This is a genomic window from Anaerobacillus sp. (genome assembly GCF_046314235.1).
Classification (GTDB): domain Bacteria; phylum Bacillota; class Bacilli; order Bacillales; family Anaerobacillaceae; genus Anaerobacillus.
Window position 1 is genome coordinate 1 of record NZ_JBKBWN010000013.1, and the last position, 16,666, is coordinate 16,666.

The window sequence follows — 16,666 nt, forward strand, 5'->3', positions numbered from 1 at the left end:
ATTCATATGAATTTTCTCCTCGAATCCGAATCATCTATTTTCACTATTATACATTAAAAAAGTACCCTATAGAGATCGTCCCTTTAATAAGGTGTCCACTCTATAGGGTACAGTTTACTGTACCCTTGTCTCTCACTTCCGCTTTGTTTTCATATTTATCCTTAGCTTTTTTCTTGTCCCTACTTTATATTACATGTAAAAAGCCAACATTAATTGGTTTTTTTGTTATTTAGGTAATCCTGGTGGGCAGTAATAAGGTGGTACTTTTAACCAACCTCTTTTTCGTAAAAGTGTTTTAGTAGTTGCTCCAAAAGCTAACATCTCTGTATAAAACTCTGTCCAAATCAATCCAACATCTGTCCTGATAGCTTGGGAATTCCCTATTGCACATTCCAGACCGGCAGTTGCAATTTTTAAAGATACTCCATTTGCAATCTCATCATCGGTAAGCTTAACTCCTAATGGAATTTCATTTGGCTCTGATACTGGCTTTTTCTCCTGGCTTCGAGGCAGTGGAAGTCCCTCTTTTTGCATAAATCTCGACAATCTCTCGGACTGACTTTCACATAATTTTTTAGCATCTACAAGTAATTCTTTTACTTCATTATCTATGGTCGTATTTAAACCTACTTCTTCATATCTTAATGCCTCATCAAGAACCGTTAAGTAAGTCCAGATGCTCATTACTTCTCCTACATGCAGTTGCGATTTAGGTTCTGTATCAACTAAGGTTTTTAATGTATTCCAAACGGCTTCAAAAGGATTAGACATTTTTTCACCTCCAACTTTTTAACATCTTTTATTATAATTTCTAACAACAAAAAAAATATCCAAATTATTAACATAGTTCAATAATTGTTAATTCCCCCAAATGAAGCGTTTCAGAAGATAGAAAGTTTCATTTTTCTTCTTGTTAAAGTAAACTGCTTCGTTCTGTAGTGCTAGTATAAGGCTTACATCGGTAGAGTCGTGCACTTTATTTGGACTAGCGGCATAAAAGTCTATTTCTTTGAGCCAGCAAAATTTGTTTCGCCTGGCTCACATAACATCCAATAGACCTGGAACTTTTCAGAAAAAACAAAGAAAAGCAAAGGAAAGTAAATTCCCCCTGCTTTTTTCAATGTTATTTTATAGACAATATATTTGTGATTAATTCGCTCACTAATTCCACTGCGTAATTAGTTTTTGTACCTCAATACCGAACCCGTTAGTTATCAATTAGCTCTTCTTAAAATTGTTCTTTATGACATCTGTGAAAGGATTTGACTATTATCGGCACTGATATTTTATTGTCTACTTATCCTCTCAACTTCTACTTCCAGACGATAAACACGTTTATTTAAGGCATCAGTTCTATTATCTATATGTTCAGTAATTTTTTCTGTATAAGATCCAAGACTATCAATGATATTCTGTTGAAGGCGCACTTGGCCTTCTTTTAATTCGGTTACATCAGTTTGCAATTTTGATTGGCCAACCTCTAATTTTTGTTGGCCATCTTTTAATTCATATACATCCGCTCGTATTTTTGTTTGACCGTCTTTTAACTCATTTACATCCGCTCGCAATTTTGATTGGCCATCTTTTAACTCATTTACATCCGCTCGCATTTTTAATTGACCATCTTTTAACTCATTTACATCCGCTCGTAATTTTGATTGGCCATCTTTTAACTCATTTACATCCGCTCTTATTTTTGATTGGCCATCTTTTAACTCATTTACATCCGCGCGCATTTTTGATTGGCCGTCTTTTAACTCCGTAACGTCTAATCGTAACTCTTGAAGATCAACATCCAGCTTGTCAAATCGCTGGTCAATTTTCCCCATGAATTGTTTTAATAATTGTTCCAACTTGTTCACCCCAACTTATTTCTTTGATTATACCACGAACATAAGCTACAACGGACGACTTATAAACAATTTAATTAACTACGGTTAAACGCTAACACCTCCACTCTGAAATCTACTATTATTATATCATAATTTAGTTACTGCGGGAACATTAGTTCTCATGAAGGGGACAGGTTCACTGTCCCTGTTCTCATCACTTACCGATTTACAATTATCTTAAAGGGTGGGACAACGTACCTGTCCCCTCGTCCCACCCAACGCTGTACAAGAGTTCTAATATCCTTTATAGTAAGATTTCAGGTAGGTGATAGTATGATTACGTTTGACAGTCAACACAAACAGGTTTTGACTAGTGCTTGTTTAACATGTAAAGACACTTATTTTGCTCCAGCTCGTCCCGAGATGCTTCATGTTGGGTGCTGCAGCTATAGTCCTGTTTTTGGTTTATTTGAAATCTTTCAGATGATCAAGGCTGGGAAAGCGGACTTTTTTATAGAAACGATTTTTCAGCATAGGTCAGCTACTATTATGCCCTATGAAATTATTATTAACGCCGAGGTAAGTCCTCTTTATTTTGAAGAAAAGATAGACCATCTTTCACAAATTGAAAAAGATGATCTACGCCTTCAATATTCTGTTTGTCAATTTTTTCAACCACAAAAAGGATGCACTCTTCCTCCAGCATATAAAAATTCAACATGCCGCTCATTTATTTGTTTAACTGTAGAAGAACAGTTAGATGAGCAAACACAAGCAGAGTTACAGAAATGGAATTCAATGATCAAACAAGAAGTACATGCGTTTGTTGAGCAGCACCGATCGGCGTTACAGAGCCGCGGCTTGTGTTTAGAAACTAACGTTCAAGGCGTTGTCGAATACCTGAAATCATTAGTGTACCTCCCGTAAATAGTGGGTGCCAGGCACCACTCGTAGTTCAGTGCCTGGCACCCTGACCTTTAAACAGATTTAATTATCTTAAAAATCGCGCTCCCTGCAGCAGCATGTCCTGCTCCGTTTATCTGATTAGTCGTACCACAAAAGTATAGATCTGTATCGGGATGATACCAGGCAAAAGAACCTGTTTGCCCCCAAAATCCGACAATCTCTTTAATCGGTTTAAATGGAGAAATGATTCTTGGCGTGAAAAGCTTTTCCAAACCTATCCCGTAGTAAAAAATGCTAGGCGGCGGTAAAATTAAATTCCATTTCTTTAACTTCTCAATATTCTCTTTCGGGAAAAAACGGCCGTTAAAAAATTCTTTTATGAAGAACATTGATTCCTCCGCGGTCGAAACAATGCCTCCTTCAGCTGGCACTGATACCATATAATTTGGTAACCATAGTTTTTTAGACTTATAGTAAAAAGGTACAGGCGCATTGTCAGAAATATCCTTAAAAACATAGGTATGGCGTAAACTGAGCTTATTAAAAAGATACTCTTTAAATACTCCGTCAATCCTATTTTCTGTAATAATTTCAATAACTCTACCAAGAAGCTGATAGTTAGTATCCGAATAAGCAGCTTTACCCTTTTTTCCTGGGGGGAAATTTGGTGTGAGTTTTTTTGCTGTTTGAATCGTTGTATCTAAATTCCATGATTGATCATTACCTTCTAGCAACGATGAAGCAGCTGTTTTTCCATTCGCTTGCTTATGAAAAAAGTAATCCGGCAACCCAGATGTGTTAGAAATCAGATGCTCAACCGTGATGTCGTTCGAATAATCTACTCCTTTGAGCACATGAAGTCCTTGCATATATTCACTAGGCATATATTTGGCAATTTTATCATTAAGGTTTAATTTCCCTTCCTCTATAAGGCCCATGACAATTGCCGTAACATATAGTTTTGTGACGCTGGCGATAAAGTATTGGCTATCTTTTTGCATCTCGCCAGCAGCGCCTGTCCATGAGAATGAATTATCTCCACTTTCGACACGAAGTACTGCACTAAACACATTCTTTTTGTTAATTATTTCTTGTAAACATTGATTGAGCAACTCTTCTTTGATTTTCATCATCACTGTTCCCCCCTATAATTTCAATTTCAACTGGCTCCCTTTTTATCATTCAGGTTCCATTACTCCCGAAATCTTCTTATCTATAATTAAGTTTCACTTACTATAATCCTTACATAAATTTTAACATTAAACCCCAAAAATACTTCCGTCATTTTTGTCAGTGAAATGAAAACTAACTGACAGAAAGCACGTTTCCGTGCAGTAGTATTAAAAATTGCCTGCAAATTAATAGTGAATATAAAAAATGGCTTACCAAATTGAATGTGTTTTGGTAAGCCATTTCTATTTTGTTTAGTTTTTCCTCTCCTAATTAATTCATGCTTTTTAGCAGGGTAAACATACATAGTCAATCTCTAATTAGAGCAACAATTTAAGCATTTTTCAGCTTGAAATTTTTTAATCCCATAATCTAAATCTTCAGTTGTAAAATAGCCGCCGTGATTTCTCAATTTCTCTCTAAAACTAGAAATTCTCACGTCCTGACAATGGGACCGATGTATAAATGTACGAGTTGGATCTTGAATGATAATATAACCATCCCTCCACTTAAAGTATTGAAATTCTTCTTCTGTAGTTAGCTCTAGTATCATTTACTTCCCCTCCATTTTAAGTCTTATACAATCATTTATTAGGTTATAATGAATAGTCAGAATGAAAAATGGCTTAATCACGCAATTGCTTATCTGAAGTAATTATACTAAATTTTCTGTCAATTTACCACTATTGAATTTTTCTGTTTCGGAGAAAAAGAGCCTTATAGGATTACTCCTAGTTATTGTTTGCAAATCTTAGAAAGTCCTCGGAACAATTCTCAGAATATCTTCCATCTAAAAATCGTTTTTTTTTTTTTGAAAAATCCTATTTACATTCACGCAACGTAAAGGTGTAAAGTTAAATTGTCAGGAGGTGAAGTCATGGAATATACCGTAAAAAAGCTTGGAATGTTGGCTGGTGTTAGCACACGTACACTTCGATATTATGATGAAATTGGCCTTCTAAAGCCGGCTAGAACCAATTCGTCTGGATATCGAATTTACGGGCAAGTGGAAGTTGATAAATTGCAGCAAATTCTTTTTTACAAAGAGCTTGGGTTAGAACTGGACCTGATCATGGATGTTCTCAATGATCCTTGCTTTGACGCCAATCAAGCATTAAGGGAGCACCGTACTAAGCTGTTAGACAAACGAGACCAACTTGATTTGTTAATTGCCAACGTAGACAAAACGATAGGCGTAAAAGAAGGGAGAATTTCTATGTCTGATAAAGAAAAGTTTGCAGGATTTAAACAGGAATTGATTGAGGAGAACGAGCGCAAATACGGAAATGAAACTAGAGAAAAATATGGAGATGAGACGATTAATCAGTCAAATGCAAAGCTTCAAAACATGACTCAGGAGGACTACGAAAAAGTCACAAGACTCGCTGAGCAAGTTCATGAAACCTTAGCAGTTGCGTTAAAAGTTGGAGATCCATCAAGCGATATTGCTCAAAAGGCTGCCGATTTGCATAAACAGTGGCTGACATATTACTGGTCTGAATACAGTAAAGAAGCTCACGCTGGTCTTGCACAAATGTATGTGGACGACGAGCGCTTTAAAGCATATTATGATAAGGATCAAGATGGTGCAGCGGAATTTCTGAGAGATGCCATTCACATTTATACAGGAATGAAAAAATAAACGAAGGTAAGAGAGCGATTTATTCGTCTCTCTTACCTTTTTCTAATTGCCAACTAAATCCCTTAATTCTAAGTAAATACTTTCATAAGTCTCGCTTAGTATTTTAGGGTCGCTAGAAAAAAGCAATAAACTAAGGTACCTACATAGCCCTAAAAGTTGTACAATCTTGCATTTTAATTTATTATACTTTATATAACAGAAATGTTAATTAAGTATGGTTTACCGTCAAATCATTAGACAAAAAATTCATGAGGAGGTTCAATATGCTAGACACAGATCTTGGTCGATTTCGAATTATGGGCTTTTTTGAAGGCCTATCGTTAATTATATTACTTTTCATCGCAATGCCCTTAAAATATCTAGCAGATATTCCTGAGGTGGTTACGATTGTTGGCTCTCTTCATGGTATACTTTTCGTTGCTTATTTCCTTCTTTGTATTTATACAACATATAAAATACGCTGGTCTTACATATGGTTTATTAGTGCCGTAGTTGCTGCTTTTATTCCATTTGGTAACCTGATCTTAGATCGACGTATTAAACAAACATTTAGTTATGGACACGATATAACTCTACCCCCAGCGCAGCATTAAACCAACTGCGCCAAGGGTAGTTTTTTTTAGTTCGCACCACCTCCACCTACTTGATATTTTGTCCATCTCAGGTGGACTTTTTAATAAACTTGTCCATAAGAGGTGCCAGGCACCTAAATGGCATATGAGGTGCCAGGCACCATACACAAAAACTTTTATTTCGGTGACCGAAATGTTAAAATAGATTTATAGTTTGGAATATTAGGAGGAATTAAAATGACGAAGCGTCCGATTACAGCGGAAGATCTATGTAAATTCAAGTTTGTTGGCGATCCTGTCGTATCACCTAACAAAGACAAAGTTGCCTATGTATTAACTCATGTTGATCAAGAAAAAGATGGCTACTATTCTCATATTTATGTCACTAATTTAAATGGTAAAGGGCGACAGTTTACGTCTCATTATTCAAAAGATCAATTAGTCAAAGATGTTGCTCCTAAGTGGTCACCTGATGGAAGCACGATTGCCTTCCGCTCAAACCGTACTAGCAAAAATCAGCTATGGCTTTTACATACTGATGGTGGTGAAGCTGTTCAATTAACAGACATCAAGCAAGGTGTTGGTGATTTCGATTGGAATCCAGACGGCAGTTCACTGGCTGTGACGATTACCGGCGAATTAAAGCTTACTTCTGATAAGGAAGATGAGAAAAAGGAAGAAAAAAGTGATGTGAAGGTTATTACTAGACTTCGTTATAAAGGTGACGGGGTTGGGATTTATAACGAGGACCGTAAGCATGTTTATGTTTTCGACCTCAAAACAAAGGCATATACAAAGATTACAGAAGGTGACCATGATTTTGGTCAGCCTCGTTTTACTCCAGATGGAAAAAGCTTATTTTATATTGGAACAAAGGCAGAAGATCAAGAATGGGGCTACCTCCCTGCGATTTGGAAATACGATCTTGGGGCAAAGAAAGAAGAACTCTTTTATCAAGCAAATGGTTATATTATGGCCCCTTCCCTATCACCTGATGGTAAATGGCTAGCGGTAGCAGGTCATGATCGTGGTGAAAGAAGTCAAGGAAACGCCAATGTTCTCCTCCTTTCTACAGAAACTGGTCAATTAACAAACCTAACAGAAAGCTTTGATTACACAGTTGGTAATCTTGTCGGTGTTGATGCGAAGTATGACACGGCAGAGCAACGGCTAATCTGGGATACTGCTAGCTCTCACATTTACTTCAACGCAACGGTTGGTGGTGATTGCCAGTTATTTAAGGTAAATCTTGCTGGTGAGGTTTCAGCTGCCCTCTCACCAGCAGTCGCATCTGTAACGTCTTATGATATTGTAAGTGACGATCAAGCCGTTCTTGTTCTGGCGACTCCTCATTCAACAGGAGATTTAGTTACGCAAGATTTAACTAACGTAAAAAATAGTAATAAGCTTACTGATTGGAATCAGGATCTCTATAACGAGGTTTATTTAAGTACTCCCGAAAACTTCCATTACAAGAGTACTGATGGTGGCGAGATTGAAGGTTGGATTTTAAAGCCTTACGGGTATGAAGAAGGTAAAAAATATCCGATGATCCTGCAAATTCACGGCGGGCCAGCAACAGCCTATGGAAATGGATTGCACCACGAAATGCAATTAATGGCCGCAAAAGGCTATGTTGTCCTTTACACAAATCCAAGAGGAAGCCACGGATATGGCCACGACTTCGTCAATGCGGTGATCGGTGACTACGGTGGTATGGATTATGAAGATATTATCGCTGGTGTCGATTATGCTCTAGAAAACTTTAACTATATCGATCAAGAACAATTATTTGTGACTGGAGGAAGCTACGGTGGCTATATGACCAATGTCATTGTCACTCGTACAGATCGCTTCAAAGCAGCAGTCACGCAACGTAGTATTTGTAACTGGCATAGCTTCTACGGAACAAGCGATATCGGCTTTTTCTTCACTGAATGGCAGCACGGACATGCTGATTTATGGGATGATGTCGAGAAACTATTGAAACTCTCTCCTCTTACGTTTGCACGTAATGTCAAAACGCCAACGTTAATCCTACACTCTGAACAGGACTTACGTTGCCCGATGGAGCAAGCCGAACAATGGTATATCGCCCTAAAACGTCTAGGCGTAGAGACAAAACTCGTACGCTTCCCAGATGAAAATCATGATCTTTCACGCTCAGGTAATCCAAAGCACCGCTTAGAGCGCTTGCAGCATTTAATCCGCTGGTTTGAAGACCGCCGAAATTAATTAAAAAACAAAGGACGGCTCTCCTTCTAAAAAGAAAGGAAGTGCCGTCCTTCACTAATCTAGTTACCTATTTCTTTACTCTTAACATTTGAGTGTGTAGAGACCTCTTATCACAAATTATTTTTCTGCAATAATCCTAAAATGTTCAGGGCCCAATTCTTCAATGTACGCATTCAACCCTATTGATTGGAGTAAAGTAACCATTGGCTCACCCTTAAGAGGTAAATGAATTTCAAATCTTGTTACCTCTTTAGCATTTTGTACAAACTCTAATACCAAATTTTTCGGGTGTTCACCTCTTAAAACATTTTCACGGACATCAATGATTGCTACATTCCCTTGTACTTTTGCATCTAACATTTTGTGGCACCACCTGATTTTTTTATTTAATATGTTAAGAATATCAAGTAATGCACTTCTAAGCAGTGACGATTATCACCAAATTTTAAGGCTTGTTTGGTACCTATATTTTATATAAAGCTAAAATGTATGCCATGATAATCGGCAACACAAAAACTACTATACCTATCCCTAAAAATCTATTGATATACCACGCCAATTGAAACTGTTTCCGAAAGTAATAATAGTTTATGAGTTGTGAAGAAACAGCTGTAATAAGTGCAAGTATTAAAATACCACTAACGTTCCATGAACCCGAAAATAAAATCAATAATGCGATACAAACAAACGTCAATTCAATTACTATTGGCTTTTTCATTTTTAACCTCCTATGTTATAAATCGACAATGTACCTTGTTCCACTACTCTTCCAATACCGTTCCGCTAGTAGAACAAGGAACCTATTTATCTCCTTGAGTTTTTAATATTTTAATTCCCGCAAATACCAACAAAACTATTCCAAGAACTAAAAATAATCCTACAAAGAAATTATCAAAGATACCAGGCATAGGTTGACTAGAATAAGAACCATTTCCGTTCAATTTTACTGGAAAACTTTCACTAGCATTTTGGAAAACAGTGATAAACCTTTCAATAGTAAATAAAATACCACTTAATGCTATTAATCCAATTCCCGTAACAAAACTTATCTTCTCCATTTTAAAACCACCTTTACCTCTCTCGTAATTCGTTAAATTTATAAAAAATAAACCTGGTATACTAAGCAACCAGGTCCAACGCTGCAAAATTCCCCTTAAAGCTATCATTAATGTCCTAAACTAAAATATTAAATAACTCATCATCTGTAGAAAGCAAAAACGCCCATTCACCTTTTTGGGGTAACGCTAGATTAGAAGGCATGTGTGCATCTGGTCCGTTAACTTCTCCAAGACTTGATATGTCTAATAAAAATATTCCCGCCCCCATTACACATAGTAAAAATGTAGGATATATACAATTTCACTTACTTTATTATGGAATTATTGACTGGAATTAGCAATGTTTTTTGACAACAAAAGACAATTTTTTATTTAAAATAGGCAAATATTGTTTTTTTGGAAATTAGCAATCTATTTAACAAATCACTTTCGAAAGTGAACTAGAAGATGTTGATTACAATGTAATGCCATCAGTAAGTCTTACAAAACACTAATTTCTTTATATATTGCACAAAAAATGCGCACCTGCTCTTAAACAGGAACGCTGTTACACTTTTCACAACCAATATCGAAAGTATTGGAAATCTCCTCCATAGGTTTCCCCCTATAATAAGAAAAATCCCTCGATATACAATAGTCCCTTAACTAGTGCATCCTATACTTCAACATGTTTATTTCTAATTTTTATCTAAATCATCATCAAAAAAAGATTTTTTATCTTCTTTAATCCCATACTTCTTTTCAAGAAATTTACCTATTATGGAAGCGTTAATTCCTCTCCTAACTGCCGTTTCAATTACTATATAAAGAATAAATATTCCAACAATATACAAAATGATAGATAACATCATAAGAGCTCCCCTTAAATTAATAATTATAATGTTTCAATAGTTGAAAAACGAAGAACTGCCGCAATTGACAGTCCCATGTTCAGCTTTTCCTTATCGTTAGCTTAAAACATAATTTAAGAATTATTGAAAAGTTCCGCTTCCATTGTTGGTTGTATGTTTTAATTCCTTCTTATACTTAGTATAGGAAACAAGAGCTCCTATCAAATATAACCCCCATAGTATTGGATTAGTCAATCCAACACCAACCTGGGAAGCACCACCAAGTAAACTTAAAATTATAAGTAATGAAAAAAAGTATGTCCCCGAAAAAACAGTAAAAATAAGTACCTGTTTGCTTGAGCTAAATACTTGTTCTTGTTTTTGTCGAGTAAGAACAGCAAACATAATAAATGTAACAAACCCTATTACCCCTATCGACATATTTATGCCTATATCAGGGAAGAAGTCTATTATAACCACTAAAGTGAAAAAAACCACTGCTAAAGCCTGGGATATAAAATTAACTCTTTTTTTCATACGTCACCTTCCTCTCCTATGCTTAATCCAACCATACAGTTACATACTTTAATCATAACACCAATTTCCTTTTATTGTATTTCACAAAGCTAATTGAATTTTAACATAAATACCCAGTGTAAAACTCTGAGTTTTCAAAAAAAGCCCCTATCCCTTATACTTTAAATACGAGGGAACTAGGAGCTAAAATCATCGCCTTACTTTTCTTTTTTTCCTAATCGTAGTGCCTGCTTCATGCCGTCTTTAAATGAAAACTTGCCGTACATGATCACGCCACCTTTATAAATTCTTGCTGCTAGCAGATTAATAAGGATTACACTGATTATTAAGATGCTAATGATAATGATAATTTCCCATAGTGGCACCGTCGTCATTCCCATTCGCAGGAATAACAATTGCGGTGTGAAAAAAGGAATATAAGAAAGAACTTTAATGAACATTGTATCTGGTACGTTAAGACCAAACATTGCAACGAAAAATGCAATCATCGCAAGAAAAATTAATGGCTGTAGTGCTTGGTTCACTTCTTCAGCACGACTTACGAGTGCACCTAGCATGGCAGCTACTCCACCGTATAATAGGTAACCTAAAACAATAAGTAATAAGGCATAACCTAATAGCGAAAGATCAACTACGTCTCGAAAAATCGTGTCAAGGTAATCAGCACCACTAATTTTGTAGCCAACCAAAGCGGCAACGACAATCAACAATAAGTTCACTAACCCTGAAATACCGATCCCAATAATTTTTCCAAACATTTGTGTTACCGGGTTAACACTAGATACAATTAGTTCCATGACTCTTGAAGATTTTTCTGTTGCTACTTCTGTTGCAATCATTGAACCAAATAAAATGATAATCATATAAATCGCAAACACAAGACCATAAACCATCCAATATGATTGCATATGGCTTTCCTCTGTCTTCACTTCACCATTTTCACTTAAAGGTAGTTCATTAAAGGTTATTGGGTAGTAAATCTTCGCCAGTTCTTCCTGGTTCAAGCCGAGTTCATTCGTAACAACGGTTTCTTTCATCCGTTGAAGTTCCATTCTAACATGCTGTCCGACCATAAAATCCATACCTGCACCAAAAAATTCCGCTTCAAGATTTAATATGTCTCCGGATAATCCAAGAACATAATCGAATTCGTTATTTTCTGCCGCTTCTTTGGCTGACTCTATATCACCATCAGTATAGTTGACATAGTTGAATTCCCCTTCTTCATACGAGAAGAGCATATCACCTAGTTCCTCATTTCCTTCACTAGTTACAACTGCCACAGTCGATTTTTCAACTGTATCATCGTCCCCTGAGAAAGTATCAACAATCGTTCCAATATTCATTAATGCAATTACAATGACAGAAATGATGATCGTAGACCACAGAAATGTTTTTGATTTAAGCCTTTTTTCTGCGGTATGTCCGACTATAATCCAGAAATTACTCATCTCCATCACCTCCTACCTTATCGATAAAAATATCATGTAATGAAGGCTCTTCTACTTCAAACTTACGGACGAAACCTTTTTCCATAATTTTTTGGAAAACTGCTTCTGCGACATTCTCGTTTTCTACTTTCACTGTCGCTCCGTCCTTTAATTTTTCCAATGTTAATACACCTGGGATAGACTCGAGAAATTGTAAGTCATAATCAGCACGGATACTGATACTTTTCATCCCATAGGAACGCTTAATTTCTCTTAGACTACCATGCAGTACCGCTTTCCCCCGTTTTAACATAATCAAGTCTTCACAAAGTTCCTCTACATTTCTCATTTGGTGACTTGAAAAAACAATCGTCGTTCCTTCGCTTTGTAAATCGAGTACTGCTTTCTTTAACATATCAGAGTTGACTGGATCAAGACCGCTAAAAGGCTCATCCAAAATTAACAGCTCTGGTTTATGTAAAATAGATGCCATAAATTGAATTTTTTGTTGATTTCCTTTTGAAAGTTCTTCAACTTTCTTATTTTCGTATTCAGGAACTTGAAAGCGCTCGAGCCAATTGCGCATCTCCTTAATAATCTCTGGCTTCTTCATTCCCTTAAGTCTCATTAAATAGATCAATTGTTCTTTTACAGTTAGTTTCGGAAATAAGCCACGTTCCTCTGGTAAATATCCCACTAAGTGAGTTCGTTTATAGCTGATCCGTTCTCCATTCCACGTAACCGATCCCTCAGTCGGGTCAAGCAGACCAAGGATCATACGAAAAGAAGTGGTCTTCCCAGCTCCATTCGCCCCAAGCATACCGAACATCTCTCCCTTTTCTACTCTAAGAGAGATGCCATCAACAGCATAATGATTTTCAAACTTCTTTTTAATTCCGTTAAGCACTAAAGTCATGTTATTCCCCTTTCCTCTCGCACTCGCAAGCTCTAATCTCTTAGAATATAAGGCAATTATGCACTGCGATTATTGCTTTTTCTACACTCCTATTTTACACATAATACCAAATATAACAATAACTTTCCCTCATGTAATACGTGTGAAAACCAAAAAGGTTTCATAGGATAGGGATTTTTTATTAGGATCGTAAATTTGATGGTGGCTAAATGACCAATGATTTCGTTACTCGCACAAAGAAAACATTAAATGGTGTTTTTCACCATTTAAATATTGAGGTTCTTTCGGAAAACATAACTATGCATATTGATGGTAAGCTACAAAATCACCTATTTGGAAATAAAAATCGAGGGAACTGCAAAATTTAACGGTGAAATGGTGCCTCGTATATTAGAGGATAGAGGAGAACAGACAATTTATTGTGCAAACGGGATGGGTGTTTTAGCCTCATTTTTTCGTATGGCTATGTACAGTTAAATAGATCTTTGCAGTTCTAAATATGAATAACAAACTTAAATCCTGAATAAAAAAAACTAAGTATTGGTATTTTATGTTAAAATAATTAGAGATTATTACTAATTTTGTGGAAATGTACTTAAGCGAACGAGGCGGATTATGCAATAATGAAACCTTTTATTTATTCCCTCGTAAATAAAGTTGTTATTGAAAGGAAGTGTTGTATATGAGGAACAAACTAATCAAAGTTTTATCTATTTTTCTAATTTCTTTTTTATCATTAAATGCTATATTTTTACTTTCTCAATGGATTTCTGGTTACATATTAACCGTTATTAATGTTCCAGATATTGTTGATGCCTATGAACAAGCTGGTACATTGCCGAATGAAGTCACTTTCGGTACGGGTTATAATGTTACATGGTGGAGCAATCCTTTCTTAATCTCTTCTATTCTTACTTCTATTCTTCTAACAATTTATATATATAGAATTAAAAGCAGAATTAATGCCTAATAGAAGATTATTACCTTGTACAGTAATGAACTAAAACTAACTGGGTGCATTAGTTGAGGAACTGTTGTAACGGCAGTTCCTACCGTTGTTCAAGTAAAGAGCAAATTAGTGCAATAACTGAACAGAAAAGTAAAAATCATAAGGAGAAAAAATGAAAAAAGCTATTATAATCTTAACTAGTATTTTAGTTCTTGTTGTTTCCTTCTTTCTCATCCAAAATGAAACTTTTACAATAAAGGAAATTCACTATGGACAAGATGACTATTCTATTTTGCTTACAGTTAAAAGCAATAAAAAATTAAACCCTACATACTATTTGGTAAATGTCTTAGTAGGTAAAGAGACAAAGATAATTGATAATGACAATAAGTTGTTAGAACTTAATCATTTAGAGGTTGGGAAAAAGTTAAAGATTGAATTCGAGGAACAATTAATTAAAGTATTACCTGGAATACCATTACAAAGTGCAGAAAAAATTGTGTTACTGAACTAATGGGTGTTTTAGTTGAGGAACTGTTGTAATGGCAGTTCCTATTTATTGGGGCAACAGAGCAGGAAATTGAAGAAGAAAATAGTGTTAACCTTTTATGAAACTGAGGGATTATGGTGAAAAAAATTATAATGTTCATGTTTATTGGAATTTTGTTTATTACTTTTTATGAATACCAAAAACCAATAATGAATTCTGGAGAAGCAATGATTAGTGCAGTGGACTGTATAAATAATCCACCAGACAAAATGGGTATATTTGCAGATAATATTGAAATAGAAACAATACCTAATGAAAATATTTATACTTATTTATCTCAACAAGATGGGTTCTATAATAAGTTAATGAATAAACAAAAGTGGGAAATTAATCTTAAATACGGTGATAAAGCACCTACTGTTGTTATTAATGCTTATTCGGGAAAGTGTATTAATGTTTATGGTCCAGTTAATTAATTCCCTTATTAAGTTAACGGAGGCGATTGTTCAAGATGAGCAGTCGTTTATACCTTATCAGGGCCAAATACGGAATGAAAAAGTTTTTCTAATTCGGTGCCTTCGATTTTATTTGATTATGAGGTTTGGTTTACACGCCAAAGGAAGAACGCAAAAAAGGATATGCTCGGACGCTTGTTAAGGCGGTTTCAAGAGAACTACTTAAAGACTTCAACTTTTGTGTCCTGTACACAGATCTGATGAATCCGACATCAAATAAGATCATAGAGAAATTGGCTATGAAAGGATTGCAGACTCTGTTCATCTCGGTTTTGATAAAGGCGAATAATTCTGTTACAATAACTAATCAATATTAAATCTGATCTTCAATATTGGTTAATGAAAGTTATTTTAGTTCTTATGGGTTCTTTGTTATTATTTTTGGATTTTTTCTTCTTACTACCTAATTAAAGAGAAATAGTTAGGAAATCTGTTATTGAACAAACGGGTGCGTTCAACAAAAATAATAATAATAAATGTAAAAAGGCTCCGTTCAAATTGACTGAGCCTTTTTACATTTTTTAGATAATCGTAAATTACAGTGCAAAATATAGGTCACCTACATTTCTAACTGTAATTTATGTTTTTGCGATAGATACAGGACCCGTTAACTTTATAGGGTTCTTTTTTTAATACTTAATTTAATTTCGAGAAAAACTCCATCGCTCCATCCTTCAAATAGTACTCAATTTCACGAACACCATCTATGCCTGTAATCGTTTTGAACAGAAGTTACTTAGCTTTTCATGTAGTTCTTCCGATTCCATTGCTAAGGATAAAGTGGCGTGGATATACCCCCAAACGTCTCCGATATCGAAGCGTTCACCTTGTAATATGTTCGCTTGCATTCCATGAGTGCTACAAAGTGCTTTAAGGGCATCGGTTAATTGAATTTCGCCACCGCTTCCTGGTTCTGTTTTTTCTAAAATATCAAAGATATCAGGGTGAATAATATAACGTCCCACAATCGCTAAATTCGATGGTGCTTGCTCAACCGGAGGTTTTTCGACTAAATCGTCTACCTCATATACCTGATCATGAAGTTGCTTACCAGAAATAACCCCATACTTAGACACTTCTTTCATCTCAACTTCCTGAACACCTACAATACTTTTTCCATACTGTTCAAATTGTTCGATCATTTGACGTAGTGCTGGCTTTTTTGAATGGTGAATAATGTCGTCGCCTAACATAACGGCAAACGGTTCATCGCCAACAAAACAGCGTGCACAATGAACTGCATGGCCAAGACCTAACTGTTCTTTTTGCCGAATAAAATGAATATCTGCCATTTTAGCGATATCTAACACTTCTTTATATTGAGACCACTTGCCACGACTTCTAAGTATATTTTCTAGCTCTACACTATGATCAAAATGATCTTCTATCGATCGTTTTCCTCTTCCAGTTATAATTAGAATATGTTCAATTCCTGACTGAATTGCCTCTTCAACAATATATTGAATTGCTGGTTTATTAATTAACGGAAGCATTTCTTTTGGCTGTGACTTAGTCGCAGGTAAAAAACGTGTACCAAATCCCGCTGCAGGTATAATTGCTTTTCTAATTTTTTGAGACATTAAA

The 16,666-nt window shown here is 35.6% G+C and carries 19 protein-coding genes and 1 pseudogene; 8 read left to right on the top strand and 12 right to left on the bottom strand.

Translation table 11 applies throughout. The features are described 5' to 3' along the window. Positions 1-225 precede the first annotated feature (225 nt). Together ACK4M9_RS16560 and ACK4M9_RS16565 are read right to left on the bottom strand one after the other, a co-directional pair. A complete protein-coding gene (locus tag ACK4M9_RS16560; RefSeq protein ID WP_409852909.1) occupies positions 226-771 on the bottom strand; it encodes a DUF3231 family protein in 546 nt (181 codons plus the stop codon). Positions 772-1,286: 515 nt separating this feature from the next. Beyond that, positions 1,287-1,853, bottom strand: coding sequence for a hypothetical protein (locus tag ACK4M9_RS16565; RefSeq protein WP_409852912.1), 567 nt, complete (start codon positions 1,851-1,853; stop codon positions 1,287-1,289). 312 nt (positions 1,854-2,165) lie between these two features. On the opposite strand from ACK4M9_RS16565, the gene ACK4M9_RS16570 reads away from it, so the two are divergent. Then, on the top strand, positions 2,166-2,759 hold the full coding sequence (locus ACK4M9_RS16570) for a hypothetical protein (RefSeq protein ID WP_409852915.1): 594 nt from the start codon (positions 2,166-2,168) through the stop codon (positions 2,757-2,759). Positions 2,760-2,809: 50 nt separating this feature from the next. Here the strand turns inward: ACK4M9_RS16570 and ACK4M9_RS16575 are convergent, their stop codons facing one another. After that, the gene (locus tag ACK4M9_RS16575; protein ID WP_409852918.1) at positions 2,810-3,871 is read right to left on the bottom strand and encodes a serine hydrolase domain-containing protein; all 1,062 of its coding nucleotides are present in this window, start codon (positions 3,869-3,871) and stop codon (positions 2,810-2,812) included. Between the two features lie 353 nt (positions 3,872-4,224). Continuing rightward, the gene (locus ACK4M9_RS16580; RefSeq protein ID WP_409852921.1) at positions 4,225-4,461 is read right to left on the bottom strand and encodes a hypothetical protein; all 237 of its coding nucleotides are present in this window, start codon (positions 4,459-4,461) and stop codon (positions 4,225-4,227) included. Between the two features lie 324 nt (positions 4,462-4,785). Here ACK4M9_RS16580 and ACK4M9_RS16585 point away from each other — a divergent pair, with 324 nt between their 5' ends. From ACK4M9_RS16585 to ACK4M9_RS16595, 3 genes are all read left to right on the top strand, one after another. Next, a complete protein-coding gene (locus ACK4M9_RS16585) occupies positions 4,786-5,550 on the top strand; it encodes a MerR family transcriptional regulator (protein WP_409852923.1) in 765 nt (254 codons plus the stop codon). Between the two features lie 263 nt (positions 5,551-5,813). Next, a complete protein-coding gene (locus tag ACK4M9_RS16590) occupies positions 5,814-6,143 on the top strand; it encodes a DUF3817 domain-containing protein (RefSeq protein WP_409852925.1) in 330 nt (109 codons plus the stop codon). A 216-nt stretch (positions 6,144-6,359) separates the two neighbouring features. Beyond that, a complete protein-coding gene (locus ACK4M9_RS16595) occupies positions 6,360-8,357 on the top strand; it encodes a S9 family peptidase (protein WP_409852928.1) in 1,998 nt (665 codons plus the stop codon). A gap of 117 nt (positions 8,358-8,474) precedes the next feature. Here the strand turns inward: ACK4M9_RS16595 and ACK4M9_RS16600 are convergent, their stop codons facing one another. From ACK4M9_RS16600 to ACK4M9_RS16630, 7 genes are all read right to left on the bottom strand, one after another. Next, positions 8,475-8,717, bottom strand: a complete 243-nt coding sequence (locus ACK4M9_RS16600; RefSeq protein ID WP_409852930.1) for an amino acid decarboxylase — start codon at positions 8,715-8,717, stop codon at positions 8,475-8,477. A gap of 103 nt (positions 8,718-8,820) precedes the next feature. Beyond that, a complete protein-coding gene (locus ACK4M9_RS16605; protein WP_409852933.1) occupies positions 8,821-9,075 on the bottom strand; it encodes a hypothetical protein in 255 nt (84 codons plus the stop codon). A gap of 82 nt (positions 9,076-9,157) precedes the next feature. Then, positions 9,158-9,415: a hypothetical protein gene (locus ACK4M9_RS16610; RefSeq protein WP_409852935.1), complete on the bottom strand. Its 258-nt coding sequence runs from the start codon at positions 9,413-9,415 to the stop codon at positions 9,158-9,160. Between the two features lie 677 nt (positions 9,416-10,092). Continuing rightward, positions 10,093-10,266 (bottom strand): hypothetical protein, encoded by a 174-nt coding sequence (locus ACK4M9_RS16615; RefSeq protein WP_409852938.1) that lies wholly within the window; start codon positions 10,264-10,266, stop codon positions 10,093-10,095. 120 nt (positions 10,267-10,386) lie between these two features. Then, on the bottom strand, positions 10,387-10,782 hold the full coding sequence (locus ACK4M9_RS16620; RefSeq protein WP_409852941.1) for a hypothetical protein: 396 nt from the start codon (positions 10,780-10,782) through the stop codon (positions 10,387-10,389). Positions 10,783-10,979: 197 nt separating this feature from the next. Continuing rightward, positions 10,980-12,233, bottom strand: coding sequence for an ABC transporter permease (locus ACK4M9_RS16625; RefSeq protein ID WP_409852944.1), 1,254 nt, complete (start codon positions 12,231-12,233; stop codon positions 10,980-10,982). Further along, positions 12,226-13,128: an ABC transporter ATP-binding protein gene (locus ACK4M9_RS16630; RefSeq protein ID WP_409852947.1), complete on the bottom strand. Its 903-nt coding sequence runs from the start codon at positions 13,126-13,128 to the stop codon at positions 12,226-12,228. The genes ACK4M9_RS16625 and ACK4M9_RS16630 overlap by 8 nt, the downstream gene beginning before the upstream one ends. 682 nt (positions 13,129-13,810) lie before the next feature. Between ACK4M9_RS16630 and ACK4M9_RS16635 the strand changes: the two genes are divergently transcribed. From ACK4M9_RS16635 to ACK4M9_RS16650, 4 genes and pseudogenes are all read left to right on the top strand, one after another. After that, positions 13,811-14,098: a hypothetical protein gene (locus ACK4M9_RS16635; RefSeq protein ID WP_409852950.1), complete on the top strand. Its 288-nt coding sequence runs from the start codon at positions 13,811-13,813 to the stop codon at positions 14,096-14,098. Positions 14,099-14,249: 151 nt separating this feature from the next. Further along, positions 14,250-14,591 carry a hypothetical protein gene (locus ACK4M9_RS16640; RefSeq protein ID WP_409852953.1) on the top strand — a complete coding sequence of 114 codons (342 nt, stop codon included), beginning with the start codon at positions 14,250-14,252 and terminating at the stop codon, positions 14,589-14,591. Positions 14,592-14,701: 110 nt separating this feature from the next. Beyond that, positions 14,702-15,043: a hypothetical protein gene (locus tag ACK4M9_RS16645; RefSeq protein WP_409852955.1), complete on the top strand. Its 342-nt coding sequence runs from the start codon at positions 14,702-14,704 to the stop codon at positions 15,041-15,043. A 128-nt stretch (positions 15,044-15,171) separates the two neighbouring features. Further along, positions 15,172-15,371 (top strand): annotated as a pseudogene (locus tag ACK4M9_RS16650) (GNAT family N-acetyltransferase); the annotation flags it as partial. 415 nt (positions 15,372-15,786) lie between these two features. On the opposite strand, the gene galU reads toward ACK4M9_RS16650, so the two are convergent. Then, positions 15,787-16,662, bottom strand: coding sequence for a UTP--glucose-1-phosphate uridylyltransferase GalU (galU, locus tag ACK4M9_RS16655; RefSeq protein ID WP_409852958.1), 876 nt, complete (start codon positions 16,660-16,662; stop codon positions 15,787-15,789). Positions 16,663-16,666: the final 4 nt, after the last annotated feature.